Origin of the sequence: Kitasatospora sp. NPDC053057 (assembly GCF_044546945.1) — a bacterium.
Lineage (GTDB): Bacteria > Actinomycetota > Actinomycetes > Streptomycetales > Streptomycetaceae > Kitasatospora.
Window position 1 is genome coordinate 14,067 of the sequence record NZ_JBITZP010000008.1, and the last position, 26,208, is coordinate 40,274.

Sequence of the window (26,208 nt, forward strand, 5' to 3'; positions counted from 1 at the left end):
CCTCGACCCGGAGGAACGCCTCCCATGTTCGACACAGTTCTGGTCGCCAACCGCGGCGAGATCGCGCTGCGGGTGATCCGCACCCTGCGGCGGCTCGGTGTCCGCTCGGTCGCCGTGTTCAGCGACGCGGACGCCGACGCACCGCACGTCCGCGAGGCCGACGTCGCGGTCCGCCTCGGCCCGGCCGACCGCAGCGACAGCTCGGCCGCCGAGACCTACCTGCGCACCGACCAGATCCTCGCGGCCGCCCGCCGCACCGGCGCCCAGGCCGTCCACCCCGGCTACGGCTTCCTCGCCGAGAACCCCGGCTTCGCCCGCGCCTGCGCCGACGCGGGCCTCGTCTTCATCGGACCACCTCCCGGTGCCGTCGAGCTGATGGGTGACAAGATCAACGCCAAGGAGGCCGTACGGGCAGCCGGCGTCCCGGTGGTCCCCGGCAGCCAGGCCACCGCGCCCACCGACGAGGAACTCGTCGCCGCCGCCGACGAGATCGGCTACCCCGTCCTGCTCAAGCCCTCCGCCGGTGGCGGCGGCAAGGGCATGCGCCTGGTGCGGGACCCCGCCGACCTGCCCACCGAGATCGGCGCCGCCCGCCGCGTCGCCCGGACCGCCTTCGGCGACGACACCCTGCTGCTGGAGCGCTGGGTCGACCGGCCGCGCCACATCGAGGTGCAGGTGCTCGCCGACGCCCACGGCACCACCGTCCACCTCGGTGAGCGCGAGTGCAGCCTCCAGCGCCGCCACCAGAAACTGATCGAAGAGGCTCCCTCCGTTCTCCTCAATGCCGAAACCCGCGCCGCGATGGGCGCCGCGGCCGTCCGCGCCGCGGAGTCCTGCGGCTACACCGGGGCCGGCACCGTGGAGTTCATCGTCCCCGGCATCGACCCGGACGCCCCCACCTCCGCCGCCGAGGGGGTCCGGGACTTCTTCTTCATGGAGATGAACACCCGCCTCCAGGTCGAACACCCCGTCACCGAACTCGCCGTCGCCGTCGGTCCGGACTCGGCCCGACTGGACCTGGTCGAGTGGCAGCTGCGCGTCGCCGCGGGCGAGCCGCTCTCCTTCACCCAGTCCGACATCTCCTTCCTGGGCCACGCCATCGAGGCCCGCATCTGTGCCGAGGACCCGGAACGGGACTTCCTGCCCACCGGCGGTCGAATCCTCACCCTGGACGAGCCCCGGGGCGAGGGCATCCGCGTCGACTCCGGGGTCGCCCCCGGAACCGTCGTCACCAGCGCCTACGACCCCATGCTCGCCAAGGTCATCGCGTACGGGCCCGACCGCCCGACCGCGCTGCGCCGGCTCCGCGCCGCGCTGGCCGACACCCGCATCCTGGGTGTCACCACCAACACCGGCTTCCTGCGCCGACTGCTCGCCCACCCCGACGTCGTCGCCGGCCGACTGGACACCGGCCTGGTGGAACAGACGGCCCAGCAGCAGCCGGCCCTGCTCGTCGCGCCCCACTCCCCGTCGAACGCGGCACCGTCGAACGCGGCACCGTCGACCGCGCCGGCGACGGCCGGTGCCACGGACTCCGCCGCACCCGCGGACCGGGCTGCGGACGGGAGCGACGCCCCGGCGACCGAATCCCCATCACCCGCCCACCTCCTCTACTACGCGGCCGCGCTGGCACGGCACCTGGAACTCACCCCGGCCGCCGACCCCGACGGCTGGACCGACCCGTTCTCCTTCCCCTCCGGCTGGCGCCTGGGCGGCACCCCCGCCTGGACCACCCACCGACTCCGTACCCCCGGCCAGGACCCGGTCTCGGTGCGCATCCGTTCGATCACTGCGGGCAACGTAACCGACCCCACTGACAATTCCCCCGGACCCACCCGCGAGGTGGAGCTCCGGCTCGACGCCGGACCCGTGCACCGGGCCCGCGCGACCCTGGCGGCGGACCGGCTGCACCTGACCGTCGACGGCCTGCAGACCGCCTTCGCGCTGGCCACCGACGCCACCCCCGGCCTCGCGGCCGGTCCGGTGACCTGGCTCGGCATCGAGGGCGACGCCTGGCCGATGCACGCCTACGACCCGGTGGTCGAGAGCGCCGCCGGCGCCGCGGCCCACCATGGCGCCCTGACCGCCCCGATGCCCGGCACCGTCACGGTCGTCAAGACCACGGCGGGCGAGACGGTCCGCAAGGGCCAGCCCCTGCTCGTGCTGGAGGCCATGAAGATGGAACACGTGATCGCCGCGCCGCACGACGGCGTGGTGGCCGAGTTGCGGGCCACCGCGGGCGCCACCGTCGCGATGGAGGACCTGCTGGTCGTGGTCAGCCCGGCCGAGGAGGCCGCGGAGCCCGCGGAGGTGCGGTCGTGACGTCCCAGGAGAGCAGCGCCCGGGCGACCACCGCCCAGGACGGCGCCACCCGCGAGCCCGACGCCCTCGACCTGGGGCTGCCCGACCCGGTCCGCGCCCCTGGCCTGCCCGAGGAGGTCCGGATCCACGAGGTCGGACCGCGCGACGGGCTGCAGAACGAGGGCTCCCTGGTGCCGGTCGAGGTCAAAGCCGAGTTCATCGGCCGACTCGCCGCCGTGGGCCTGCGAACCGTCGAGGCGACCAGCTTCGTTCACCCGAAATGGGTACCCCAGCTCGCCGACGCCGAGGAGCTGATGCCCCGGCTCGCCGACCTGCCGGAGCATCACCCCGGGCTGCGGCTGCCGGTGCTGGTGCCCAACGAGCGCGGCCTCGACCGCGCGCTCGCCCACCACGCCACCGACATCGCCGTGTTCGCCAGCGCCACCGAGACCTTCGCCCGGCGCAACCTCAACCGCTCGGCGGACGAGGCCATGGAGATGTTCCGCCCGGTCGTGACCCGGGCCGCCGAGGCCGGGGTCGCGGTCCGCGGCTACCTCTCGATGTGCTTCGGCGACCCCTGGGAGGGGCCCGTCCCGGTCGACCAGGTGGTCCGGTACGGCGTCCAGCTGCTGGAGATGGGCTGCGCCGAGCTGAGCCTCGGCGACACCATCGGCGTGGCCACCCCCGGCCAGGTCGGCGCCCTGCTGGCCGGCTTCGCCCGGGCCGGCGTGCCGGTCAGCAGGCTCGCCGTGCACTTCCACGACACCTACGGCCAGGCGCTCAGCAACACCCTGGCGGCGCTGCGCGAGGGCGTCACCACGGTGGACGCCTCGGCGGGCGGCCTGGGCGGCTGCCCGTACGCGAAGAGCGCCACCGGCAACCTGGCCACCGAGGACCTGGTGTGGATGCTGCACGGGCTCGGCATCCGGACCGGTGTCGACCTGCGCGCGCTGGTCGCGACCAGCGGCTGGATGGCCGAGCGCCTCGGCCGCCCGAGCCCCTCCCGCACCGTCCAGGCGCTGCTCGGCGTCACCCGGGGCTGATCCCGCTCCGCCCCGACCCACCGGCGCCGGCCGCCCGTTCGGTCCGGCCGGCGCCGCGCACCGCGTTCATCCGTCAACCACACCGTGCGACCGTCACTCCGTCAGACGGACGCCGGTCATCCCGTTCATGCCCGCGGCCACCCCGGCCGGGCACCAGGAGGATCAGATGCTCGACCACCGGCTCAGCAGCGAGTACGAGGAACTGCGGCGCACCGTCGCCGAGTTCGCCCAGGACGTGGTGGCGCCGAAGATCGGCGAGTTCTACGAGCGCGAGGAGTTCCCGTACGAGATCGTCCGCGAGATGGGGCGGATGGGCCTGTTCGGCCTGCCCTTCCCGGAGGAGTACGGCGGCATGGGCGGCGACTACTTCGCCCTTGGCCTCGCCCTGGAGGAACTCGCCCGCGTGGACTCCTCGGTGGCGATCACCCTGGAGGCCGCCGTCTCGCTCGGCGCGATGCCGATCTACCGGTTCGGCACGGAGGAGCAGAAGCGCGAGTGGCTGCCCCGGCTGACCTCCGGCGAACTCCTCGGCGCCTTCGGCCTCACCGAGCCGGAGGGTGGCTCCGACGCCGGCGCCACCCGCACCACCGCGCGCTACGACGAGACCACCGACGAGTGGGTGATCAACGGGACCAAGTGCTTCATCACCAACTCCGGTACCGACATCACCGGACTGGTCACCGTCACCGCGCTCACCGAACCGATCGCTCGTTCGAGTGAAGAGGGCGAATTCCGCTCGCCTGTGCGGGAGATCTCCTCCATCATCGTGCCCACCGGGACCCCGGGGTTCCAGGTCTCGAAGAAGTACTCGAAGGTCGGGTGGAACGCATCCGACACCCGCGAACTGTCCTTTACCGACTGCCGCGTTCCCGCGGCCAACCTGCTGGGCGAGCGTGGCCGAGGCTACGCCCAGTTCCTGCGGATCCTCGACGAGGGCCGCATCGCGATCGCGGCCCTGGCCACCGGCCTGGCCCAGGGCTGCGTCGACGAGTCCGTCAAGTACGCCGGCACCCGGCGGGCCTTCGGCCGCCCGATCGGTGCCAACCAGGCCATCCAGTTCAAGCTTGCCGACATGGAGCTGCGCGCCCACACCTCCCGCCTGGCCTGGCGGGACGCCGCCTCCCGGCTGCTGCACGGCGAACCGTTCAAGAAGGAGGCCGCGATCGCGAAGCTGTACTCGTCCGAGGCCGCCGTCGACAACGCCCGCGAGGCGACCCAGATCCACGGCGGGTACGGCTTCATGAACGAATTCCCGGTCGCCCGCTTCTGGCGCGACTGCAAGATTCTCGAGATCGGGGAGGGCACGTCTGAAGTCCAGCGCATGCTCATCGCCCGGGAGCTCGGCGTCACGTCGTGACGATCACTTCCTGATGGTCACCTCCTGAGCCGAGCCCGCCGGGCCAACTCACCACTCCGCAGCCGATGTTGCGGAGCGAAGACCCTCAGGGGATCACGATCACCGGGCGGTTGGCCCGCCGCGCCAGCCGCCCGGAGACCGAGCCGAAGATCTTGCCGAGCAGGCCGTGCGTCGTGCCGACGACGATCGCGTCGGCGGCGTACTCGCGGCCGACCTCCTCGATCTCGTGGCAGATGTCGCCGCCCCGCTCGATCAGGATCCACGGCACCCCCGCGAGGAAGTCCGCGCAGGCGAGTTCCAGTCCGAGGACCTCCGTGCGGTGGTCCGGGAGGTCGACGAAGACGGGAGGTTCACAGCCTGCCCAGACCGTGGCGGGCAGACGGTTGGCGACGTGCACGATCACCAGGCCGCACTGCGACCGGCGGGCCATGCCGACCGCGTAGGCGAGTGCGCGCTCGCTCGACAGCGAGCCGTCGAAGCCGACCACGACGCCGTGCTGGAACACCGGATCGAGGGAAGGCCCGGGCGCTTCGTCCGCCGACGACTCGGTGTACCCGCCGACCGGGCCGGACGTCGTGTCCGGACGCTCGGCACCGGGGCCGGGGCGGCCCGTCACCGGAGGCTCCGCGGGGCCTGCCTGGTGCCCGTCACGCCGCTGGCGGGGCCCTTGGCGACCGCGCCGGGAAAGGCTGCCGCGGCGGAGGCCCCGCAGAGCGCGCGCGAGGTCACCGGCTCTGGGGTTCGTGCGGGCGCCATCTCCCTGGGGCCCTGGGCCCGCGCTGCGGGGCGCATCCGGTTCGACCGGTCGGGAGGACTCAAAACCAGCCATGGCTCACGGCTCTTCGAGGGAGAGGGGCCGACAGGAGAGGACAACGCTGCCCGGGCAGCAGGCCCGCCCACGGGATGACGTCGGTCTGCGCCGCGCAGCACCGTATGTGACCTGTTCCTTTCAGAGTACGACGGGCGTGGGGCCCAGCCCAGCGGCGAAGCCCCGGAGCGACGTTGTTCCCGCGAACGAGGGATGCGCCCGCCGTGGCAGTGCGCCCTGTCCGCAGGCGATCGCGCCCCCTCCAGAACGGAGGTTCTAAGGAGCTTGACTGAGCGGGCCGGGCGGCGCAACAGGCCCGCGGGACACCGTGACCGGACTGTCATGGATTGGCGACGATCCGTTGCGGGACGTCGCGAACCGTCACGCCCCGCGAGCCCCGACCTGCCCTTCCGTCCCTCCCGCCCCACGCCGTCCATCGGACGTCCGGGCCCTTTCAGCCACTTCGCACGGCTTCGCGACGCGGTCTGGCATTTGCCAGGTGCATAGGCGCGGCCGCTGGCACCATGCTCGGCATGCCCCTGCTCCTGTTCGACCTCGACAACACGCTGCTCCCCCGGGACGCCGCCTTCCGGGCCTGGGCGCAGGACTTCCTGTCCGAACACCATCTACCGCCCGGCGACCTCGACTGGTTCGTCACCCTCGACGGTGGCGGCTACGTGCCGCGCAGCACCGTACTGTCCGCCGTCCGGCGCCGCTACGGTCTGGACGCCTCCGTCGACTTCCTGCTCGCGCACTTCCGACGCGGCATCAACTCGCACATCCACTGCCCGCCCCGCCACATCGAGGCGCTGCGGACGGCGCGGGCGGCCGGGTGGACCCTCGGGATCGTCTCCAACGGCGGCACCCGGCCCCAGTTGGAGAAGATCCGGCGGACCGGGCTGGGGCCACTGGTCGACGGCTGGGTGATCTCGGAGGAGGCCGACTGCGTCAAGCCGGATCCGCTGATCTTCGAGATCGCCGCCCGGCGGTGCGGCGTCCGACCGATCGGGGACTGGGCCGCGCACACCTGGATGGTCGGGGACCATGCGCCCGCCGACATCGCCGGTGCCGAACTGGCCGGGCTGCGCAGCATCTGGCTGCACCACGGCAGGCCGTGGGCGGAGAGCGGCTACCGGCCGACGCTGAAGGCGGCCGGTCTGCCGGAGGCGGTCGGCCTGGTGCTTGCCGCGCGCAACGCGCCCTCGGCCCGCCCCTCGGCCCGCCCCTCGGCCCGCCCCGACGCCCGGCCGGGGGTTCGCCCGGAAGCCCGCCTGGGGGTCCGGCCGGACGGGCCGGGTCGGCGGCAGGCGGACGGGGTGCCGGTGCGCGCGACGGCGCTGCTCGGCGCGCGGTCCGGCGTACGTCCGACGGCGGCCGCCCCGGAGGGCTCGAATGCGCCCGTTTCCGTGAACGCCGGGACGGCTGCCGCATCGGCGTCCGGAGCGGGGTTCGGTGTCCGAAACCGATCAGGCGAGTTTGCCGTGATCGTCGACGGCCTCCCGGACGCAGGAGCACCGAGGGAGCCGAGGACCGGGGCGGTCGCGCTGGTTCGGCCAACCGCCCTGCGGACGGCGGCCGGTGGGGCCGATGGCACGGGTGGTGCTGGTAGGGCCGACGGGGCCGGGCCTGCCAGGACCGCCTTCGCCGCGGCGCCGAGCGGCACGGCAAGCTCCGTGGCTGCTCCGACCGTTGCCGCGCCGGGTGCCGCAACACCGCTCGCCCCAACACCGCTCGCCCCAACACCGCTCGCCGCAGAGCCCGTGGCCGCAGCGGTCGCCCAGTAGCGCCGGGCCCGGGTCCAGTCGCAGCCCCGGGCACGACCCCGCTGGTCAGCCGCCCAGTGAGGTGCGGCTCCACCAGCAGGTGGGGGCCTGCCTGGTGAACCCGAGCTTGCGGTAGATCGGTTCGCCGGCGGAGGTGGCGACCAGGGTGGCCGGGCGGTCCGGGTGGGCGTGGGCCAGGGCGGTCCGCAGCACGGCGCGGGCCACCCCCCGGCCGCGCTGGTCGGGCAGGGTGGTGACCCAGTACACCCCGGTGGCGGCCCCGTCGTCGTAGGTGACGCAGGCACCCGCCGGTGCGCCGTCGACGCGGGCGGTCCAGGCCCGGCAGCCGGGTTGGCGCAGCAGCTCTTCGGGGAGCGCGCCGCCGCGGGTCCAGGGCTGTCGGGCGGGCAGCGGGAAACCGTCCACGATGGTCCGCTCGACCAGCGCGAAGGCGTCGCCGTCCAGCGCCTCATCGACCGTCAGGGTGCCGCCGCCGTGGGCCGGTGAGACGGCGGGCAGCCCGGCGGTCACGCCCTCGACCGGGCCGGGTTCCCGGGCCATCACCGGCATGATCGGCATCCGGACGGCGCCGAAGCGGGTCAGGTCGAGTCCGTCGTACGGGTCTTCGAGGGTGAAGCGGATGGTCTCCCACTCGCCCAGCAGGTCGGTCAACTGCTTTTCCACGTCGGCTGGTTCGGCGTAGGGGCGGGTGACCACGAAGCGCTGCGAATCGTCCGGGGTGCGGGCGCAGCGGACGGCGGTGAGGCCCGGCCGGACGTGGGACTGCCAGCCGTGCGCGCGGGCTTGGGCGAGCCAGAAGGCGGCGGCGTTGTCGTTGGCCTGTTCGAGCCGGCTGTTGGTGTTCACTGCAAGACCGTAGCCCGGCAGCGGGGATGCTGGTCCGGCCGCCCCGACACTGGCCGGATGAAGCCTGGGAGGCGCATGGTCGGCGCCCGTGCGCCCTCCTGTGCACCGCCGATTTTCGGTCAATTTCGTGCCACTCCCTCTCCCTTGGGCAAATCCGCAGCCCAGACCCGCCGGCCCGGCACCCGGAAGCCGGACGCCCCAGGAACCGTCCCGCGACAACCAGCCACCGTTGCACCGGCCCTCTTCCCAGAAGGGTCGACGGGTGCCACGCTTCGTGATCGAATGCATCACGCCAAATTGCCATGTCGACATAGCGTCGGATGGTGAACTTGTCACAACGGCAACGGTCCACCCGATAGATTTCGATCTTGGCCAGCAGTGCCGCACCACCCACACCACACCACCGAGGGGGCTTGAGCGCCTTGAGCAGGGTGAGCAGGAGCGACGCGGGTCCTGACAGCGGCCAGGCGCCGACCGGCACCGCGAGCCGGTCCGCGAGAAGCACCGGCACCTCCGCGATCGCCGCCACCACCCGCACCTCCGGCACCCCGAGCACCTCGGGCCCCGCCTCGCACACCCCCTATCCGGCCGTGCCGTCCGCCGCCACCGGCCACGCCCCTGGCGACCACGGCGGCCCGACCCACGGCGGCCCCACGCCGTACGGTGCGGTGCAGCCGGCCCAGGGCGGGCACCCGAACCACTCCGGACAGCCCGTCAGCCGAGGCCCAGTCAGCCCGGCCCAGGCCTATGGCGGCCCGGTCCAGCCCTACGGCGGCGACTACCCCGGACACGCGGGACACCCGGGCTACCCCGGCCACCCGGCCTACCCCGCCGGCGGCGCGGCCCCGGGGCTGAACGGCGCCGGCCCCGGCGCGCTCGGCGGCCTCGCCCTGGGCGCCGCCCCCGGCCACGGTCCGCTGGGCCACGGTGGCCCGGGCGGCAACGGCTCCCCGACCGCCCTGTCGGCGGCCGGTGCCCCGCGCAAGCTGTCCGGCCGGCGCCGCCGGGAGACGGTCGCGGTGCTGATCTTCGGCGGCGCGCCGATCTTCGAGAGCTCCATCCCGCTCTCCGTCTTCGGCGTGGACCGCCAGGACGCCGGGGTCCCCCGCTACCGGCTGCTGGTCTGCGCCGGCGAGGAGGGCCCGCTGGCCACCACCGGCGGTCTGACCCTCTCCGCGCCGTACGGCCTGGAGGCCCTCGCCCGGGCCGGCACGATCGTCGTACCGGCCTGGCGCTCGATCTCCCAGCCGCCGCCGGTCGAGGCGATCACCGCCCTGCGCAAGGCCCACCACGAGGGCGCGCGGATCATCGGACTGTGCACCGGCGCCTTCGTGCTCGCCGCGGCCGGTCTGCTGGACGGCCGTCCGGCGACCACCCACTGGATGTACGCGCCGACCCTGGCCAAGCGCTACCCGCGGGTGCACGTCGACCCGCGCGAACTCTTCGTGGACGACGGTGACGTGCTGACCTCGGCCGGTACCGCCGCCGGGATCGACCTGTGCCTGCACGTGGTGCGCAGCGACCACGGCGCCGAGGCCGCCAACGCGCTGGCCCGCCGCCTGGTGGTGCCCAGCCGCCGCAGCGGCGGCGGACAGGCCCAGTACATCGATCAGTCTTTACCGGAGGAGATTGGCAACGACCCGCTGGCCGAGGTGGTCACCTGGGCGCTGGAGAACCTCAACCAGCAGTTCGACGTCGAGGTGCTGGCGGCTCGTGCCTACATGAGCCGGCGCACCTTCGACCGCCGCTTCCGCACGCTCACCGGCAGTGCCCCGCTGCAGTGGCTGATCACCCAGCGGGTGCTCCAGGCGCAGCGGTTGCTGGAGACCTCGGAGCTGTCGGTGGACGACGTGGCGCGCCGGTGCGGGTTCCGTTCGCCGGTCGCGCTGCGCGGGCACTTCCGCCGCCAGCTCGGGGTCTCCCCGGCCGCGTACCGGACCAGCTACCGGGCACGCCGCCCGGGGCAGCAGTCGCCGACCCCGGCCGCAGCGCACGGCGGCGACTTCCGGCTGCCCGGCGCGCTGCCGCACGCGGCGGCCACCGCGGCCGCCTCGGCGGCGGGCGGCGGGCCGTTCGGCGGTGCGGGTCACGGCGGGCAGCAGGCACACCCGTTCCCGGCCGGTCCGGGGGCGCAGGTGCCGGTCGGCCAGCCGGGCCACGGGCAGCAGGTCGGGCACGGACAGGCCGGTCCGTACGGTCCGGGGCAGGCCGGGACGCCGGCCGCCCAGGGCTTCCACGCCCGCGCGGGTCAGCCGTACCCGCACCAGCAGGCCGCACAGCAGCCGCACCCCGGGCAGCAGGGTGCGGCGCGCGGTCCGGTGCGGTCGCCGCTGGTTCCGCCGCAGGCCGGTCCGGGTGCGGGGCGGCCGCCGCGCACCGCCGAGCACGCGGCGGCCGAGGACGGCCACTCCCAGCCGGGGGCGCGCGGTCAGGGCCAGGGGCACCGCAGCGCGGTCGAGCGCCCCGGCGACGAGCCGGGGGGCGCGGCCGGGCGTGGGCACGGTGCGCCGACCGGCCGGGTGCCGTCCGGCGCCGCCGGGCAGCCGGCGACCGGGGCGGGCGAGCTCCGGGGCCGGCAGGCGCGGGCGCCACAGGTCCGCGCCCCGGGCGCCCGGGCCACCGCGGCGGACGGCGGACGGACGGCGCGCGAGGCCCGTCCCGGGCGGGACGGCCACCCGGTCCGCACCGGCCGGGAGGGCGAGCACCCGGACGGCCACGGCACGCACGACGGGGCGGAGGAGCACCAGGCCGAGTCCTGCGCTCCGGCACCCCGCTCGGCTCCACCGGTCCCCGCGGCGCGTGATCGCGCCGTAGGGTGAGTTGCGTGAATGACCGTTTGGTATGGATCGACTGTGAAATGACCGGCCTCGACCTCGACCGGGACGCCCTGGTCGAGGTCGCGGTGCTGGTGACGGACTCCGAGCTGAACATCCTCGGCGAGGGCATGGACGTCATCATCCGCCCGCCCGCGGAGGCTCTGGCGAACATGCCGGAGGTGGTGCGCGCGATGCACACCTCCTCCGGCCTGCTGGAGGAGCTGGAGCAGGGCGTGACGCTGGCCGAGGCCGAGGAGCGGGTCCTCGCGTACGTGCGCGAGCACGTGCCGGAGGCCGGGAAGACGCCGCTGTGCGGCAACTCGGTGGCCACCGACCGCGGCTTCCTGGCCCGGGACATGCCGGCCCTGGAGAAGCACCTGCACTACCGGATCGTGGACGTCTCCTCGATCAAGGAGCTGGCCCGCCGCTGGTACCCGAAGGCGTACTACAACAGCCCGCCGAAGGGCGGGAACCACCGGGCGCTCGCGGACATCCGCGAGAGCATCGACGAACTGCGGTACTACCGCGAGGCGGTGTTCGTCCCGCAGCCCGGGCCGGACGCCGACACCGCGCGTGCCATCGCCGAGAAGTACCGGGCCGTGACCGACTGACCCGGGCGGTCGGGCCCTCGCGGGGTCGGAGGGGGTGCCTTCGTTCGCCGGAACGAAACCCTGGCGCGAGCACCCTCTCGGATCCTGTAGAGTTCTTCCTGTCGGAACGGGAACGCGAGAGCGGGAACGGACCGGACAGATGGTGGGTGTAGCTCAGTTGGTAGAGCACCTGGTTGTGGTCCAGGTGGCCGCGGGTTCGAGTCCCGTCACTCACCCCAGAGCCCGAGGGGCCGATCTCTTCAAGAGATCGGCCCCTCGGGCGTTTTCGCGTTGCCTCAGTTGTGCCCGGCGGCCCGGGTTTTCCGGCCGGCCCCTGCCGCGACAAGCTACCGGCTAGTAACATCGTCGCCATGACCACTCCTTCGATCGGCCAGATGCTCGACGCCACCGTGCCGATGGCGCACACCCTCAAGCTCGAGTACCTGGAGACCACCCCGGAGCGCGCCGTGCTCCGGCTGCCTGACCAGCCCGCGTACCACAACCACGTCGGCGGCCCGCACGCCGGCGCGATGTTCACCCTCGCCGAGTCCGCCAGCGGCTGCATCGTGCTCGCCGCCTTCGGGGACCAGCTGTCCCGGGCCGTGCCGCTCGCCGTGAACGCCGAGATCGCCTACAAGAAGCTGGCCATGGGCGAGGTCACCGCCACCGCCGTGCTCGGTCGCCCGGCCACCGAGGTCGTCGCCGAGCTGGACGCCGGCGGCCGCCCCGAGTTCCCGGTCACCGTCGAGATCACCCGCGCCGACGGCGCCGTCACCGGTGTGATGACGGTCACCTGGACCCTGCGTCCCAACTCCTGACCTCCGCGCGGTCGATGGCCCCGGGTGGCACCACCCCGGGGCCATCGGCGCGATGACTGTCCGTGACGGCGGGCGTGACCTCAACGCCCACCCGCTCGTTCTTGACTCACGTGCGAGCCAATCACGCGACCGAGCCCCAGGAACCCGCCCCCCGCGGCGTCGCCGGAGCGCGACGGGCGGTCGCCCGATGGCTGCCCCGCCCCCGCACCCTCGCCGCCGGCGGAGCCCTGCTCGCACAGCTCTGGGGCCTCGGCGCCCCCGGCGCGTACGCGGCCACCGCCGAACCGCCGTCCGGGCAGGCCGGACCCGCCGTCCGCCGGGCCCCGCACGGCGCACCCGCGCTCGACGGCCCGTCAGTGGCCCGCCCCGTCGGACCGTCGCGCCCGGGCGCGACGGGGACCGGTCGCCCCCCCGGACTCGCCGGGGAGCCGACCGGCGACGGACCGGCCGGCGGGGCCACCACCGCGGTCGGCGGCGTCCTCCAGGAGCGCATCCGGGCCGGCGGACTCCCCCTGCCCGGCCAGGGCGCGGCCGTCCCCGACGCCTTCGCGCTCGCCTCCGGCCTGCTCGGCGCCGTCCCCGCCCAGGGCCGCCCCACCGGGACCCGCACCTCCCGCGAGGGCGAACCCGCCACGCTGCCCGCCGTCCCCCGACCCCGCTCCGGCTCCACCGACCAGGCCCGACCGGCCCCGCCCGAGACGGCCGGGACTCCCCCGGTCCGGGAGGCCGCGGCCGACGAGGGGCCCGGCAGAGCGCAACCCGCCGGTACGGCCGGGGCCGCGGAGGGGGCCGCCGCCCCGGCCGTGCCGACGGGCGCGGGGACGCCCGAGGCGCTCGCCCTCGCCGACACCGCGACCGTGACGGCCGAGGAGGACAACGCGGCCACCGCGACCGCGGTGCTCGCTCCCATCGCCGCCGGGCTGCTGCTCACCGGCGCGGCGATGTGCAAGCACCGGGGGCTGCCGCGCGGGCACTGAGCGGCTCGGATGCGAGCGCGGGGGATCGTTGCCCCGCGGGCGGGAGTTCGAGGACGGGCCTCAGCCGCCGGGAACCAGTTCCAGTTCCAGCAGCGGGAGTTCACGCCCGGGTATGGAACCCGACGGGGTGCTGCCGATGCGGATGGCGCCCATCGCCAGGTAGAAGGGCTCGGCGTTCGGGTCGGAGTCGATGGTGAGGCGGCGCAGGCCGGCGGCCCGGGCCTGCTCCCGGACGTGCTCGAACAGCGCCCGGCCGATGCCGCGGCCGATCCGGTCGGGCTCGACGAAGAGCATGGCCAGTTCGCCGGACGGCGGGGCGCCGGTCAGCGCGGCGAAGCCCAGCACCCGGCCGCCGTCCTCGGCCACCACCGTCGACGCCCGTTCCACGGCGGCGGCGTCCAGGGTCAACTCCTCGCGGCAGGCCACTATGAAGACCTCGTCGTAGCCCCAGTACGCCTTGGCCCGCAGGGCGATGCCGGTGAGCAGTCCGGCCTCGTCCGGGTGGGCGGGTCGGATGTGCATGCGGTCCCCTCACGTCGACAGCCGGATGCCCGCGGCCATTGTGCGCCGCAACTCGGTCGTCTGCCAACGGTTTTACGGCGGGCGCGGGCGGGCTCCCCGTCGTCAGCGGAAGACGCCCGGCGGCGGCACCGGGGAGGGGGCCGCCGTGGCGTCGGTGGCCGGGGTGGCGCCGGCGGTGAAGTCGCCGAGGGCGCTGCCGTGTTCGACGCGGCCGTGGGAGGAGTCGGAGGCGACCCGGCGGGTGAGGTCGGCGATCGGGAGCGGGGTGTGGGCGGCGGCCAGGATGAGGTTGCCGAAGCGCTTGCCGCGCAGCACGGCGGGGTCGGCGGTCAGGCACAGTTCGGGGAAGACCGCGCCGAGGGTGGCGACCTGGGAGCGGGCGAAGGGCAGGGCGCCGCCGTCGGCGATGTTGGCCGTGTACCAGCCGCCGGGGGCGAGGGCGCGGGCCGCGAGGGTGGTGAACTCGACGGTGGTGCAGTGGGCCGGGGTGCGGGCGCCGGAGAAGACGTCGGTGATGACCAGGTCGACGCTGCCCTCGGGGGTGCGTTCCAGCACGCTGCGGGCGTCCGCGCCGCGCACCTTGATCTGCCAGCCGCGCTCCAACGGGAGTTCGGCGCGGACGAGTTCGGTGAGCGCGGTGTCGATCTCGGCGACCTGCTGGCGGGAGCGCGGCCGGGTGGCGGCCACGTAGCGGGCCAGGGTGAGGGCGCCGCCGCCCAGGTGCAGGACGGTCAGCGGGCGGCCGGGCGGGGCGGCCAGGTCGATCAGGTGGCCGAGCCGGCGCTGGTACTCGAAGCCCAGGTGGGTGGGGTCGGCGAGGTCGACCAGGGACTGCGGGGCGCCGTCGATCAGCAGCGTCCAGGCGTGCGGGCGGTCGCGGTCGGGGCGCAGTTCGGCCAGGCCGGAGCCGACCGGGCGGGTGAGCGGGCCCTGGGCGTGGCTGCGGCCGTCCGACCCGGTGGTGAGCGCCGGTTCAGGGCTGCGCGCGGCCCGGTTGCTTCGTCCCATGTCGGCCATTATCGCCGCCGTAGGGACGCACCCCCAGGTCAGGGGCGTGCTGCGGGGATCCGGCCGGAGGGCTGGGGCCCGGCCGGGTCCGCGCGGCACGCCCGCTAGAACGGGCCGAGGCCGCCCGCGGTGAGCGTGCAGGCGGCCTCGCAGAGAGCGGAGCGCAGCACCCAGGCGTCGGTGGGGCGGGCGGCGCGGCCGGCGCCGGACGGCGGGATCACCCAGCGCGGGTCGGTGGCGGCGGGCACCAGGGCGCCGGCCGTACAGGAGCTGCCGGGCAGGTGCCAGGTCTCCCAGGTGCCGGCCGGGACGAGGAACGCGACGGTGCTGCCGTTGCGGCTCTGCAGGACGGCCCCGCAGGCGCGGCGCAGCCGCAGGATGTCGACGGCCTCCAGGCCGTGCCGCAGGGCGACGGTCACGGTGTCGCGGTCGGTGACGAGGGCGTCCTCGGCCGGGACGGCGTACTCCCGGTGCAGACCGCCGCAGGAGCCGCGGCCGCCCTCGACCGGACCCCGGCCGGGGAACCGGTCGTCGGCCGGATCGGGCAGCAGGGCCGGGGAGGCGGCGGCGAGCACGCCCCCGGCGACGGGTCGGTGCGGCGGCAGTCCGGTGGCCATCATGGGCCCTCCTGTTACCTCGTCGGGTCGGAAGCACTGCCGCCGGGGGTGGGGGCCGCGGGGCGGGGGACGGGCCGGGGGACGGCCTGGGCTTCCACGTATCAGGACAACGCGGTGGGAACGCCGAAGGCCACGGGGCGCCTTACAGCAAGGCATGGCATTTCATGGCGGATATCCGGCAGCAACGCCCGTTTCGCCCAGGATTGCCGGGTAATGTCCCGCGAACCCAATGTGGCCGGTCGGTGACTCCGAGTACTCTCGGCGCCATGGCAGCCACCCCACCGGCCGAGCCGAACCGACCGTCCCCCAACACCGTGATGCGCACGCTGCGCGGCGACCGCTCACCCGGCGAGTTCGCCATGGCCGTCCGTCGGGCCGCCCGCGAGATCGGCGAGCACGTGTCCTGCGACGCCCGCTACGTCGGACGGGTCGAGTCCGGTGAGATCCGCTGCCCCAACTACGCCTACGAGCGGGTCTTCCGGCACATGTGGCCGGGCCGCACGCTCACCGACCTCGGCTTCGCCCCCCGCACCGCCGTCCGCCGCCGCTCGGCGGACGGCCCCGGGGCGGCCACCGCCGGGGTGGCCCCGCCCGCTCCCCCGTTCCACCCGCCGTTCCCGCCCCTGCCCGCCCCGCGCTCACCACTCTCCACCCAACTCCCGTACGCTGCCTCGCCGTACGCGGATCCAACCGCTCCGGATGGGCCCCCGTGGCCGATGGCCGGCGCGGTGCCCCGGGGGCCCGATGGATCGCCCTATCTCGACGAGGAGAACGACGACGTGCGTCGCCGTACGTTCCTGGCCAGCGGCTCGACCGCGCTGGCCACCGTGATCGGCATCGACCGGCCGGCCGCCGCCGGCCCGGTCGCCGGTGCCGGATTCGGACCGGCCGACGGCCGATCCGCCTTCCCCGGTGCGGAGTTCACCGCACCATCGCTGCTCGGCGCGGAGCCGGCGGTGCCCGGCCGGCCGGGGCCGGTGCCGCCGCCGCGCAAGGTCGGCGCCGCCGAGGTGCTAGGAGTCGAACAGGCCGTCCGGGACATCAGACTGGCCGACGACGCACACGGCGCGGACGCCCTGTACGAACTCGCCGGGCAGTCGCTGCGCACCGCCTACCTGCTGCTCAACGAGGGCGAGTACAGCGCCGAGACGGAGCGCCGGCTCCAGGCCGGGGCCGGTGAACTGGCCATCTCCGTAGGGTGGTTGGCACACGACTCGAACCGGCTCGGGGACGCCCGCTCGTTCTACGCGGAGGCGCTCGCCACCGCCCGGATGGCCGGGGACTCCGCGCTGGAGGCGCACGTCTTCTGCAACAGCGCCTTCCTGGCCCGGGACGCCGGGCGCCCGCGCGAGGCGCTGCGCGCCGCGCAGGCCGGGCAGTGCGCCGCCCGGGAGTTGGACTCCGCCCGGCTGCTCGCCCTGCTGGCCATGCGCGAGGCCGGAGCCTGGGCGGTGCTGCGGGACCGTTCCGCCTGCGAACGCGCGATCGGCCGGGCGTACTCGCTGTTCGACCGGGGGCCGTCCGAGACCGACCCGGAGTGGATGTCCTTCTTCGGCGAGGCGGAGATCGCCGGCCTGCAGTCGCAGTGCTGGTCCGCGCTGGAGGACTGGGACCGCGCCAGCGACCAGGCCGCGCTGGCCATAGCGCTGCAGGAGCCGCACTTCGTGCGCAACCGGGTGCTGTACACCGCCGAGCTGGCCCACGACCGGCTCGGCCGGGGGGACTTGGCGGGCGCGGCACACCACGCCTCGGCCGCCGTCGCGCTGTTCGACGAGGTCCGCTCGGCCCGGATCCGCAGCATGCTGGCGGACACCGCGGGGCGGTTGCGCCCGCACGCCGCGGTGCCCGAGGTCCGTCGGTTCCTGATCGGGTACGAGCGGGCCGCGGCCGCCTGAACGGCCGCCACGACCCCTGTCAGTGGCCGGACTTCAGCCCGTCCAGGTGGGACAGGTCGTTCCAGACCTCCACCGCCGGGGCGCCGTACTCCCAGGACAGCACGCACAGCGCCGCCGTACCGAGCTTGAACCGCTGGGCGAACTCGGGCGGCAGGCCCAGCCAGCGGGCGGCCAGGATGCGCAGCAGGTGGCCGTGCGCGAACAGGACGACGTCCCGGTCGGCGCAGTGCATGACGGTGGTGTCCGTCTGCGGGACACCGTGCTCCTCGTTGAGGTCGGCGAGGAGGCCGTCGACCCGGGCGGCCACGTCGGAGAGCTTCTCGCCGCCGGGCACACCGTCGCGCCAGATCAGCCAGCCGGGGTGGTCGGTGGCCCGGATGTCGGCGCCGGTACGGCCCTCGTACTGGCCGTAGTCCCACTCCATGAGCTCCGGGCGCTCGACGGCGCGGTCGCCGAAGCCGGCCAGTTCGCAGGTCTCCTTGGCGCGGCCGAGCGGGCTGGTGTAGACGAGCGCGTCCGGCAGTCCGTTCCACGGGGCCTCGGCGAGCCGGGCGCCGAGCGCCCGGGCCATCGCGCGGCCCTCCTCGGTCAGCGGGATGTCGGTGCGGCCGGTGTGTTGGCCGCTGGCGGACCACTCGGTCTCGCCGTGGCGGACCAGCACGATTCGGGCGGGCATGGAGAGCTCCTCGCAGCAGGGCGGTCAACGGTCGGTCTCACCCTTGAGCACCGGCCTTCCATGATCCCCCACCGGTGCGGTGGCCACGACGCGGGCCCGGGTACCGGACGGCACCGGGCGCCTCCGGCCGGTTTCGGCCGGTACCGCGGGCCGGTCCGCACCGCGTTGTCGGACCCGGATGCGACACTGGGCCGCACCATGAACGTCTCGACGAACGTCCCGCTCGGCGGGCCCGCTGAGCCGCTCGCCCAGCGGCTCGCCGAGCTGCGCGGACCGGCCCCGCAGCGCAGTCTGAACGCCCGCTCCCTCGCCGCGCTGGCCGCCAACCCGGGCTGCCACCGCCGCGCCGTGCTGGACGCGGCCGGGGTGGACAAGTCCGTGCTGGCCGCCCGGCTCGGCCGCCCCGCCCCCTTCGGGCAGTCCCCGTTCGCGATCGCCCGCGGCCTGGTCTTCGAGTCCCGGCTGAAGGCGGACGACCACGCCGCCCTGCTGGAGCCGCTCCGCGCCCACCTCGGCCTCCCCGCGGACGACCGCGCCCCGCTGCTGGTCCCCGACCTGCTGCACCGCTCCGGGCCGGCCGTCCGCGCCGACCGGACGGCCGAGGCGCTGGCCCGGGCCGCCGCCGACCCGGACGCCTGGACGCTGCTGGACCACCCGATGCTGCGGCTCGCCGTGGCCGGCAGCACCGCCTACCTGGAGCCGGACGCCCTGGTGGTGCACGGCGGGCGGTGCACGGTGGTCGAGATCAAGTCCTTCCCGGTGCTGGACGGCAGCGCGGACCCGGCCAAGGTCGGCGCCGCCGCCCGACAGGCCGCGGTGTACGTGCTGGCGCTCCAGCACGCCGCCGCGGCGGCTGCCGGACTGCCGCTCACCGACGACCCGTACACCGAGCAGCGACTGCCGGGCAGCCCCCGCACCAGCGTGCTGCTGGTCTGCCCGAAGGACTTCGGCAACCAGCCGACCGCCGTCACCGTGGACGTCCGCCGCGAGCTGGCCACCACCCGCCGCCAGCTGAGCCGGATGACCGGCATCGGCTGGCTGCTGGCGGCGCTGCCGCCCGGCACCGACTTCGACCTGGCCGCCGACGAGGACGGCGCCCCGGTCCGGAGCACCGAGCAGCTGACCGCCTCGGTCGAGGCGGTCCCCGCCGCCTACAGCCCGGACTGCCTATCCACCTGCGAACTCGGCTTCCACTGCCGTGCCCGGGCCCGCTGCGACGACCGGGTCGAGCAGCTCGGCCGGGGCGTGCGCGGCGAGCTGGGCAGCATCCGTACGGTCGCCGAGGCGCTGGCCGCCGCGTCCGGCGCGGGCTTCGAGGTCGCGGACGACGCCGACGGCGCCGACGGCGCACACGAGGCGGCCGAACGCCTGGCCTACGCGGCCGCCCTGCGAGCGGAAGCGCTGGGGACGGAAGCGCTGGGTCCGGAGCGGCTGGGTGTCAGCACATGAGTCTCCTCACCACCCTCGCCCGGCTGGAGGCCGTCCGCAGCGGGCGGGCCGAGCCGCTGGCCACCGTCCGGCACCGGCACCTCTCCGAGCGCCCGATGGTGCTCGTCCCGCTGACCGCCGCCGGTGAGTCCGGCGCGCCGCTGGCCGTCATGCTGGGCACCGACCGGGACGCGCCCCGGCTGCACCTCGTGCCGCAGCCGCTCAACCGCACCCTGCGGTTCGACTTCCTGGCCGCGCTGGCCGCCGACCTGCTGCCCTACCTGGAGTCCTTCGGCACGGACGTCGAGCAGCTCGAGGGCTCCGAGAAGGACCCGGAGACCGGCGAGAAGACCCAGGTGTTCCGCGAGCTGTGCGCCGACGCGCCGCAGCTGATCGTGCCCAACGGCGGGGGCGTGCACCACCTCGCCCTGATCGGCCGGTCGACCCGCTTCCGCCGCACCGCGGAGGACGCCGAGCCGGGCCCCTTTCCGGCGCCGCTGCGGGTGCCGCTGCTCGGCCGCTGGCTGACCCACCTCACCGACCGCGCCCAGGTGCCCGGCTCCAGCCTGCTGCTGCCGATGACCGGCCTGCTCGCCCGGCACTGGGCCACCGGCCAGAGCCACCTGGAGGACCAGCACCTGGCCGCCCGGCTGGCCTGGCACACCCCACCGCCGGGGCTGACCGGCGCGCAGGCCGCCGAGCTGGCCGAGACCGAGCGCGACGAGCACGGGCAGCTGGTGCACCCGCCGGCCGGTCCGGCCACCGACCCGGCCTTCGACGAGGCGGTGCTCGCCCCGGCGATCGCCCGCTACGACGCGGCCGTCAGCGCCCTGCGGCACAGCACCGAGCAGCGCGACGAGCCCGCCGCCGAGCGCGCCCGGGCCGCCGTCCACTCGGCCGTCGAACAGCTGGAGCGGGCGTTGTCCGCCGTCCTGCTGCCCACCTGGCGGGACGTCTGGCAGGGCCTGGACCTGCTGCGCACCCTGCCCCCGGCCGGGCACCTGGAGGAGCGCTGGACCGGCGACCGCTGGTCCTACACCGGCCACCGGGACCGCCTGGCGGCCGGCGAGCCGCCGCAGCCCCGGCAGGACGACGCCGTCACCGCGGCCCGCAAGCTCGCCCAGCGCGAACGCGAGCAGGCCCGGCTGGACGTCCAGGAGGCGCTGGACGACCCGCTGGCGATGGCCGAACACCGGCTGTCCGGCGAGGCGTTCAGCGGGGTGGTGACCGAGGTGGTGCTGGAGTACGACACCACCGGCCGCTCCCCCAAGCCCCGCCCGCTGGTCACCCTGCGCACCGCCGACCGCCCGCACGCCGACCTCGGCCGGGAGGCGCACCGGGTGCACGGCCCGTCCGCGCAGAAGGCGCGGATCGTGGCGGTCGAGCCGGCCGACGGCACCATCACGCTGCGAGTGCTGTCCGGCATGGGCCGAAAGAAGGAGCCCGAGCCGGGCAGTCTGCCCGAGCCCGGCGAGCCGGTCACCTTCACCCTGTTCGAGTTGACGGTCCGCCAGTCCGCCCCGCTGCCGGAGCCGGACGACACCCCGTGGACCCACGGCGGCCCGCCCGGCACCGGGCCCGTCGCCGGCCCGTCCGCCGTCGCCGCCGCCGCCGCCGAGGAGTGGGAGTGATGACCGGATCGATCAGCGAGCAGTCCCCGGGCGCGGCGGCCGACGCCGCGGTGGCCCGCATCCTGGCGGCCACCGTCCGCCCGTCGGCCGGTGCGCCGCGCGGCGTGGTGGTGGACTCCCCGCCCGGTGCCGGGAAGTCGACCCTGGTAGTACGGGCGGCCCGCGAGCTGGTGGCGGCCGGCGAGCGGCTGATGATCGTCGCCCAGACCAACGGCCAGGTGGACGACCTGGTCGGCCGGCTGGCCGAGAAGGCACCGGAGTTGACGATCGGCCGGCTGCACGCGGCGGACTCCCGGCCCGGGCCGGAGGTGCTCCGGCACGCAAACGTCACGCCCTCCGACAAGGTCGCCGACCTGGTCGAGCAGGACGTGGTGATCTCCACCTCCGCCAAGTGGCAGTGGGTGCGGACCGAGGCGCCGTGGCGGCACGCGATCGTCGACGAGGCGTACCAGATGCGCTCGGACGCCCTGCTCGCGGTGGCCCGGCTGTTCGAGCGGGCGCTGTTCGTCGGCGACCCGGGCCAGCTGGACCCGTTCACCGTGGTGGGCACCGAGCAGTGGGCGGGCCTGTCCTACGACCCGTCCAGCAGCGCCGTGGTCACCATGCTGGCGCACAACCCGCAGATCGAGCCGCACCGGCTGCCGGTCTCCTGGCGGCTGCCGGCCAGCGCGGCGCCGCTGATCTCGCGGGCGTTCTACCCGTACACCCCGTTCCGCTCCGGCACCGGCCCGGAGGACCGCCGGCTGACCGCGTCCGTCCGCCCGGACGGCTCGGCGCTGGACGCGGTGATCGACCGGGCGGCCGAGCACGGCTGGGCGCTGCTGGAGCTGCCCGCCCGGCACACCGTACGGACCGACCCGCAGGCGGTGGCGGCGGTCGCCGCCACCGTCCGGCGGCTGCTGGAGCGCGGGCTGACCGCCCGGTCCGAGCAGGGCGAGGCCCCGCTCACCGCGGACCGGATCGCCGTCGGCACGGCGCACCGGGACCAGGCGGCGGCCGTCCGGGCGGCCCTGCTCAAGGTGGGCGTTCCGGTGGACGGCACGGCCGGACCGGCCGTCACGGTGGACACCGCCAACCGGCTGCAGGGCCGGGAGTACGACGTCACCGTGGTGCTGCACCCGCTCTCCGGGCGCCCCGACGCGACCGCCTTCCACCTGGAAACCGGTCGGCTCTGCGTACTCGCCTCCCGGCACCGGCACGCCTGCATCGTGGTCGCCCGGGCCGGGATCGCCGAGCTGCTGGACGAACACCCCTCCACCGAGCCGGTGCAGTTGGGCGTCCCGGTGGCCTTCCCGGATGGCTGGGAGGCCAACCACCAGGTCCTCCAGTACCTGAGCGGCCACCGGGTCCGCCTGCGGTAGCGCCGGCCGGGTCCCGGGGCGGTCAGTCCTCGGTCTCGCACACCGCGAAGGCGACCACGGACCCGTGCTCGGCCTGGGCGCTCCAGCCGGTCGCGTCGGCGGTCGGCCCGGTGGCGCGCACCGGTCCGGCCGCGTCGGGCTGGAGCCGGTAGCCGCCACCGGTCAGGTGGGTGCCGGCCGGGCAGGTCGCGGTGGAGACGCCGCCCGGGCTGCTCGGCGGCCCGGTGACGACCTTGGCCGTCTCGGCGGCGAAGGCGGGTACGGCGGATGCGGCCGAGGTCAGGACGGCAACGGCCAGCAGGAGGCCGGTGGACAGTGCGCGCATGGGATGCTCCCGGTTGGGTGAGGGCTTTCGGTGGACGACTGCTGCACCGGGCACAACCGGTTCGCATGCGACCAGGTAGCGCGGCGCCCGGAGTACTCCCCGGGCGCACGCCGGGGAATAGCGCCCGCACGCGCACCGTTCCGCTACCGGCCGCCGCCGCGAGACAATGGACGACGGCCACAACCGGGCGGTGCGGCCCGGAGCAGCCCGCCCGCCTTCCCTCACCCGAGACCCCGGAGGTGTCCGTTCATGCCCGACTCCCCCGCCGAGACGCCCGAGCCCACCAGGCGCCAGCGCCCCGCGCAGCTCCTGTTCGAGCCGCAGGCCGCCGAACCGGAGCCGGAACGATTCTTCGACCTGGAGTCGATCGACGACCCCGCGGAGCTGCTGCGGCGCTCCACCGAACTGGCCCTGGCCTTCCGGGCCGCCGCCGAGCGGGCCACCGACTTCCAGGCCGTCGCCGCCGCCCAGCTCGCGGACCCGCGCCGGTTCGACGCGCTCTCGAACACCGAGATCGCCGAGCGGGCGGACTGGACCCCGGACTACGCCGCCAAGATGATCGAGTACGGCCGCGGTCTGCTCCAGCCGCGCCGACACGAGGACTGACCCCGCCGCGAAGACCGACCCCGCCGCGAGGACCGGTCCCAGCTCCCTGGCATATGCCAGGGGCGGAGGGTACGCGACCGCCCGCCGCCCTGTCCGGCGAACCGCGCTTTCCGCCCCGCCGAGCCCGCGCACGGCGCAGGCTGCTGGGCGTGGACATCTGGACGCACCAGTCGGTGGAATACGTCTCCGTGGCCGGGGAGGCCTGGCTCGCCTCCGCGAGCGAGTACCCACGCAGCATGCGCGCCCTCTGGGAGGCCCGCCCATGGGCGCCCTCGGTGCTGCCCTGCGGGCGGGCCTTCGACGTGATCAGCATGCCGTCGCTGTTCGGCCGCCGGGTGCTGGACGAACTGTGGGCCTCCGGCCCCGGCTGCGGCCCGGTCGCGGGCTACCGGGGACGCACCCTGCTGTTCGTCCGGCCCGGCGCGGCGCCCCGGCTGCGCCGGCTGCTGGCCTGGGAGGAGTGGGCCCGGGACGTGCCGCCGCTGCTGTGCCACGGCCGGGGCGACGCGGTGACGGTGCCGCCGGTGCAGCGGATGGTGCACGGCCCGGACTCCCCCGGCCGGGGCTCGGGCCGCTGGATCGTCGCCCCGGAGGACCGGGAGCCCTGGCTGCCCGGCGCCTCCGTGGTGCTCTGGGCCTGCGTCCGGGCGGCGCGCGAGCCCGGCGTGGGCGTCCCGGCCGAGCCGGTCGTCGTGACGGGAGGGTGAACGGGGGGCGACCGCTATTCGATTTTGGCTCGGACGCGGGCCGCTGCTAGAGTCTTCTCTGTCAGCAGGCGCCGCTAGCTCAGTTGGTTAGAGCAGCTGACTCTTAATCAGCGGGTCCGGGGTTCGAGTCCCTGGCGGCGCACAGACAGCCGGAAGGCCCTTCGCGAGAGCGAAGGGCCTTCCGGCGTTTTCCGCCCGTTCACGGAGCGGGCGAGCAACCGAGCGAACGGGCTAACGGGCAAGCCCGCGGATGGACGAGCCGGACCACCCGCCGGAGCGGACGGCCCGGCCGGGCCTCAGCGGCCGCGCAGCGAGCGGTAGCGGGCGACCAGCTCGGCGGTGGAGCTGTCCAGCTGCTCGCCGCCCTCGCCGGTGAGCAGCACCGGCTCGATCCGCTTGGCGAGCACCTTGCCCAGCTCGACGCCCCACTGGTCGAAGGAGTCGATGTTCCAGACCGCACCCTGGACGAACACCTTGTGCTCGTACAGCGCGACCAGCTGGCCCAGCACCGAGGGGGTCAGCTCGGCGGCCAGGATGGTGGTGGTCGGGTGGTTGCCCTTGAAGGTCTTGTGCGGGACGAGCTCGGCCGGCACGCCCTCGGCGGCGACCTCCTCCGGGGTCTTGCCGAAGGCCAGCGCCTGGGTCTGGGCGAAGAAGTTGGCCAGCAGCAGGTCGTGCTGGGCGACCAGCCCGGGGAGCAGGTCGGCGACCGGCTTGGCGAAGCCGATGAAGTCGGCCGGGATCACCTTGGTGCCCTGGTGCAGCAGCTGGTAGTAGGCGTGCTGGCCGTTGGTGCCGGGGGTGCCCCAGACCACCGGGCCGGTCTGCCAGCCGACCGGGGTGCCGTCGCGGGTCACCGACTTGCCGTTGGACTCCATGTCCAGCTGCTGCAGGTAGGCGGTGAACTTGGACAGGTAGTGCGAGTAGGGCAGCACCGCGTGCGCCTGGGCGTCGAAGAACGCGCCGTACCAGACGCCGAGCAGGCCGAGCAGCAGCGGGACGTTCCGCTCCGGCGGGGCGGTGCGGAAGTGCTCGTCGACCAGGTGGAAGCCGTCCAGCATCTCGCGGAAGGCGTCCGGGCCGATGGCGATCATCAGCGAGAGGCCGATCGCCGAGTCGTAGGAGTAGCGGCCGCCGACCCAGTCCCAGAACTCGAACATGTTGGCGGTGTCGATGCCGAAGTCCTGCACGCCCTGGGCGTTGGTGGACAGCGCGACGAAGTGCTTGGCCACCGCCTCGGTGCCGGCGCCCAGGCCGTCGAGCAGCCAGGACCGCGCGGAGATCGCGTTGGTGATGGTCTCGATGGTGGTGAAGGTCTTCGAGGCGACGATGAACAACGTCTCGGCCGGGTCGAGGTCGCGGACCGCCTCGTGCAGGTCGGCGCCGTCCACGTTGGACACGAAGCGGACGTCCAGGTCGCGCTTGCTGTACGGGCGGAGCACCTCGTAGGCCATCGCCGGGCCGAGGTCGGAGCCGCCGATGCCGATGTTGACCACGGTCCGGATCGGCTTGCCGGTGTGGCCCTTCCACTCGCCGCTGCGGACCCGGTCGGCGAAGGCGGCCATCTTGTCCAGGACGGCGTGCACGCCCGGGACGACGTTGACGCCGTCGACCTCGATCACGGCGTCGCGCGGGGCGCGCAGCGCGGTGTGCAGGACGGCACGCCGCTCGGTGATGTTGATCTTCTCGCCGCGGAACATGGCGTCCCGCAGCTCGGCGACGCCGGTGGCGGCGGCGAGCTCGCGCAGCAGCTCCAGCGTCTCGTCGGTGACCAGGTGCTTGGCGTAGTCCACGTGCAGGTCGCCGACCTGCAGGGTGTGGGTGCGGCCGCGCTCGGGGTCGGCGGCGAACAGCTCGCGCAGATGGGTCTCGCCCAGCTCGGACCGGTGCTTGGCCAGGGCGGCCCACTGCGGGGTGCGGTCGAGCGGGGTGCGGGCGTCGGCGCGGGTCTCCGACATCGGTGGGTCCTCGATTCATCTGGGTGCAGAAACCGGCAGGGCCAGGCGTGAGGGTGTGTTCGCGAGGTCGTGGCGGTACTGGTGGTGCGCCGACTCCGTTGACGGCCTGCCCGGGTTCAGCCTATGCAACCCCG

General features: G+C 74.9%; 20 protein-coding genes, 2 tRNA genes and 2 pseudogenes. 16 read left to right on the forward strand and 8 right to left on the reverse strand.

Annotated elements, in window-relative coordinates; genetic code table 11:
* The first annotated feature begins 24 nt into the window (after window positions 1-24).
* The 3 genes from ACIG5E_RS11230 to ACIG5E_RS11240 all read left to right on the forward strand — a co-directional run bounded on the left by ACIG5E_RS11230 (window position 25) and on the right by ACIG5E_RS11240 (window position 4,701).
* On the forward strand, window positions 25-2,322 hold the full coding sequence (locus ACIG5E_RS11230) for a biotin carboxylase N-terminal domain-containing protein (RefSeq protein ID WP_396533066.1): 2,298 nt from the start codon (window positions 25-27) through the stop codon (window positions 2,320-2,322).
* Between the two features lie 71 nt (window positions 2,323-2,393).
* The gene (locus ACIG5E_RS11235; RefSeq protein ID WP_396533260.1) at window positions 2,394-3,344 is read left to right on the forward strand and encodes a hydroxymethylglutaryl-CoA lyase; all 951 of its coding nucleotides are present in this window, start codon (window positions 2,394-2,396) and stop codon (window positions 3,342-3,344) included.
* A gap of 166 nt (window positions 3,345-3,510) precedes the next feature.
* Complete coding sequence (locus tag ACIG5E_RS11240; RefSeq protein ID WP_207813717.1) at window positions 3,511-4,701, forward strand: acyl-CoA dehydrogenase family protein; 1,191 nt, start codon at window positions 3,511-3,513, stop codon at window positions 4,699-4,701.
* Window positions 4,702-4,786: 85 nt separating this feature from the next.
* Here the strand turns inward: ACIG5E_RS11240 and ACIG5E_RS11245 are convergent.
* A pseudogene (locus tag ACIG5E_RS11245) lies at window positions 4,787-5,218 on the reverse strand (universal stress protein); the annotation flags it as partial.
* Window positions 5,219-6,042: 824 nt separating this feature from the next.
* Here ACIG5E_RS11245 and ACIG5E_RS11250 point away from each other — a divergent pair.
* The gene (locus tag ACIG5E_RS11250; RefSeq protein WP_396533067.1) at window positions 6,043-7,293 is read left to right on the forward strand and encodes an HAD family hydrolase; all 1,251 of its coding nucleotides are present in this window, start codon (window positions 6,043-6,045) and stop codon (window positions 7,291-7,293) included.
* Between the two features lie 45 nt (window positions 7,294-7,338).
* On the opposite strand, the gene ACIG5E_RS11255 is transcribed toward ACIG5E_RS11250, so the two are convergent.
* On the reverse strand, window positions 7,339-8,139 hold the full coding sequence (locus tag ACIG5E_RS11255) for a GNAT family N-acetyltransferase (RefSeq protein ID WP_396533068.1): 801 nt from the start codon (window positions 8,137-8,139) through the stop codon (window positions 7,339-7,341).
* A 959-nt stretch (window positions 8,140-9,098) separates the two neighbouring features.
* Between ACIG5E_RS11255 and ACIG5E_RS11260 the strand changes: the two are divergent.
* The 5 genes and pseudogenes from ACIG5E_RS11260 to ACIG5E_RS11280 all read left to right on the forward strand — a co-directional run.
* Window positions 9,099-10,358, forward strand: a pseudogene (locus ACIG5E_RS11260) (helix-turn-helix domain-containing protein); the annotation flags it as partial.
* Between the two features lie 605 nt (window positions 10,359-10,963).
* A complete protein-coding gene (orn, locus tag ACIG5E_RS11265; protein ID WP_396533069.1) occupies window positions 10,964-11,566 on the forward strand; it encodes an oligoribonuclease in 603 nt (200 codons plus the stop codon).
* A gap of 142 nt (window positions 11,567-11,708) precedes the next feature.
* Window positions 11,709-11,784, forward strand: a tRNA-His gene (locus ACIG5E_RS11270).
* 132 nt (window positions 11,785-11,916) lie between these two features.
* Window positions 11,917-12,363 (forward strand): DUF4442 domain-containing protein, encoded by a 447-nt coding sequence (locus ACIG5E_RS11275; RefSeq protein WP_033353998.1) that lies wholly within the window; start codon window positions 11,917-11,919, stop codon window positions 12,361-12,363.
* 110 nt (window positions 12,364-12,473) lie between these two features.
* Window positions 12,474-13,340 (forward strand): hypothetical protein, encoded by an 867-nt coding sequence (locus ACIG5E_RS11280; RefSeq protein ID WP_396533070.1) that lies wholly within the window; start codon window positions 12,474-12,476, stop codon window positions 13,338-13,340.
* A 60-nt stretch (window positions 13,341-13,400) separates the two neighbouring features.
* On the opposite strand, the gene ACIG5E_RS11285 is transcribed toward ACIG5E_RS11280, so the two are convergent.
* The 3 genes from ACIG5E_RS11285 to ACIG5E_RS11295 all read right to left on the reverse strand — a co-directional run bounded on the left by ACIG5E_RS11285 (window position 13,401) and on the right by ACIG5E_RS11295 (window position 15,490).
* Window positions 13,401-13,862 (reverse strand): GNAT family N-acetyltransferase, encoded by a 462-nt coding sequence (locus ACIG5E_RS11285; protein WP_396533071.1) that lies wholly within the window; start codon window positions 13,860-13,862, stop codon window positions 13,401-13,403.
* Window positions 13,863-13,964: 102 nt separating this feature from the next.
* Window positions 13,965-14,870, reverse strand: coding sequence for a spermidine synthase (locus tag ACIG5E_RS11290; protein WP_396533073.1), 906 nt, complete (start codon window positions 14,868-14,870; stop codon window positions 13,965-13,967).
* Between the two features lie 104 nt (window positions 14,871-14,974).
* Window positions 14,975-15,490 (reverse strand): hypothetical protein, encoded by a 516-nt coding sequence (locus ACIG5E_RS11295; RefSeq protein WP_396533074.1) that lies wholly within the window; start codon window positions 15,488-15,490, stop codon window positions 14,975-14,977.
* Between the two features lie 263 nt (window positions 15,491-15,753).
* Here ACIG5E_RS11295 and ACIG5E_RS11300 point away from each other — a divergent pair, with 263 nt between their 5' ends.
* Window positions 15,754-17,382 carry a tetratricopeptide repeat protein gene (locus ACIG5E_RS11300; protein WP_396533075.1) on the forward strand — a complete coding sequence of 543 codons (1,629 nt, stop codon included), beginning with the start codon at window positions 15,754-15,756 and terminating at the stop codon, window positions 17,380-17,382.
* A 19-nt stretch (window positions 17,383-17,401) separates the two neighbouring features.
* Here ACIG5E_RS11300 and ACIG5E_RS11305 read toward each other — a convergent pair whose 3' ends face one another.
* A complete protein-coding gene (locus tag ACIG5E_RS11305) occupies window positions 17,402-18,058 on the reverse strand; it encodes a histidine phosphatase family protein (RefSeq protein WP_396533076.1) in 657 nt (218 codons plus the stop codon).
* Window positions 18,059-18,256: 198 nt separating this feature from the next.
* Between ACIG5E_RS11305 and ACIG5E_RS11310 the strand changes: the two genes are divergently transcribed.
* The 3 genes from ACIG5E_RS11310 to ACIG5E_RS11320 are packed head-to-tail and all read left to right on the forward strand — an operon-like array spanning window position 18,257 to window position 22,478.
* Window positions 18,257-19,507, forward strand: coding sequence for a hypothetical protein (locus tag ACIG5E_RS11310; RefSeq protein ID WP_396533077.1), 1,251 nt, complete (start codon window positions 18,257-18,259; stop codon window positions 19,505-19,507).
* A complete protein-coding gene (locus ACIG5E_RS11315; RefSeq protein ID WP_396533078.1) occupies window positions 19,504-21,117 on the forward strand; it encodes a hypothetical protein in 1,614 nt (537 codons plus the stop codon). Before ACIG5E_RS11310 ends, ACIG5E_RS11315 begins: the two co-directional genes overlap by 4 nt.
* Window positions 21,117-22,478, forward strand: a complete 1,362-nt coding sequence (locus ACIG5E_RS11320; RefSeq protein WP_396533079.1) for an AAA family ATPase — start codon at window positions 21,117-21,119, stop codon at window positions 22,476-22,478. The genes ACIG5E_RS11315 and ACIG5E_RS11320 overlap by 1 nt, the downstream gene beginning before the upstream one ends.
* 22 nt (window positions 22,479-22,500) lie before the next feature.
* Here the strand turns inward: ACIG5E_RS11320 and ACIG5E_RS11325 are convergent, their stop codons facing one another.
* Window positions 22,501-22,803 (reverse strand): hypothetical protein, encoded by a 303-nt coding sequence (locus ACIG5E_RS11325; protein WP_396533080.1) that lies wholly within the window; start codon window positions 22,801-22,803, stop codon window positions 22,501-22,503.
* A gap of 249 nt (window positions 22,804-23,052) precedes the next feature.
* Between ACIG5E_RS11325 and ACIG5E_RS11330 the strand changes: the two genes are divergently transcribed.
* The 3 genes from ACIG5E_RS11330 to ACIG5E_RS11340 all read left to right on the forward strand — a co-directional run bounded on the left by ACIG5E_RS11330 (window position 23,053) and on the right by ACIG5E_RS11340 (window position 24,258).
* Window positions 23,053-23,409, forward strand: a complete 357-nt coding sequence (locus ACIG5E_RS11330; protein WP_396533081.1) for a hypothetical protein — start codon at window positions 23,053-23,055, stop codon at window positions 23,407-23,409.
* 149 nt (window positions 23,410-23,558) lie between these two features.
* Complete coding sequence (locus ACIG5E_RS11335; protein WP_396533082.1) at window positions 23,559-24,116, forward strand: bifunctional DNA primase/polymerase; 558 nt, start codon at window positions 23,559-23,561, stop codon at window positions 24,114-24,116.
* A gap of 68 nt (window positions 24,117-24,184) precedes the next feature.
* Window positions 24,185-24,258 (forward strand) — tRNA-Lys (locus ACIG5E_RS11340).
* A 154-nt stretch (window positions 24,259-24,412) separates the two neighbouring features.
* On the opposite strand, the gene pgi is transcribed toward ACIG5E_RS11340, so the two are convergent.
* Window positions 24,413-26,074 (reverse strand): glucose-6-phosphate isomerase, encoded by a 1,662-nt coding sequence (gene pgi / locus ACIG5E_RS11345; RefSeq protein ID WP_396533083.1) that lies wholly within the window; start codon window positions 26,072-26,074, stop codon window positions 24,413-24,415.
* Window positions 26,075-26,208: the final 134 nt, after the last annotated feature.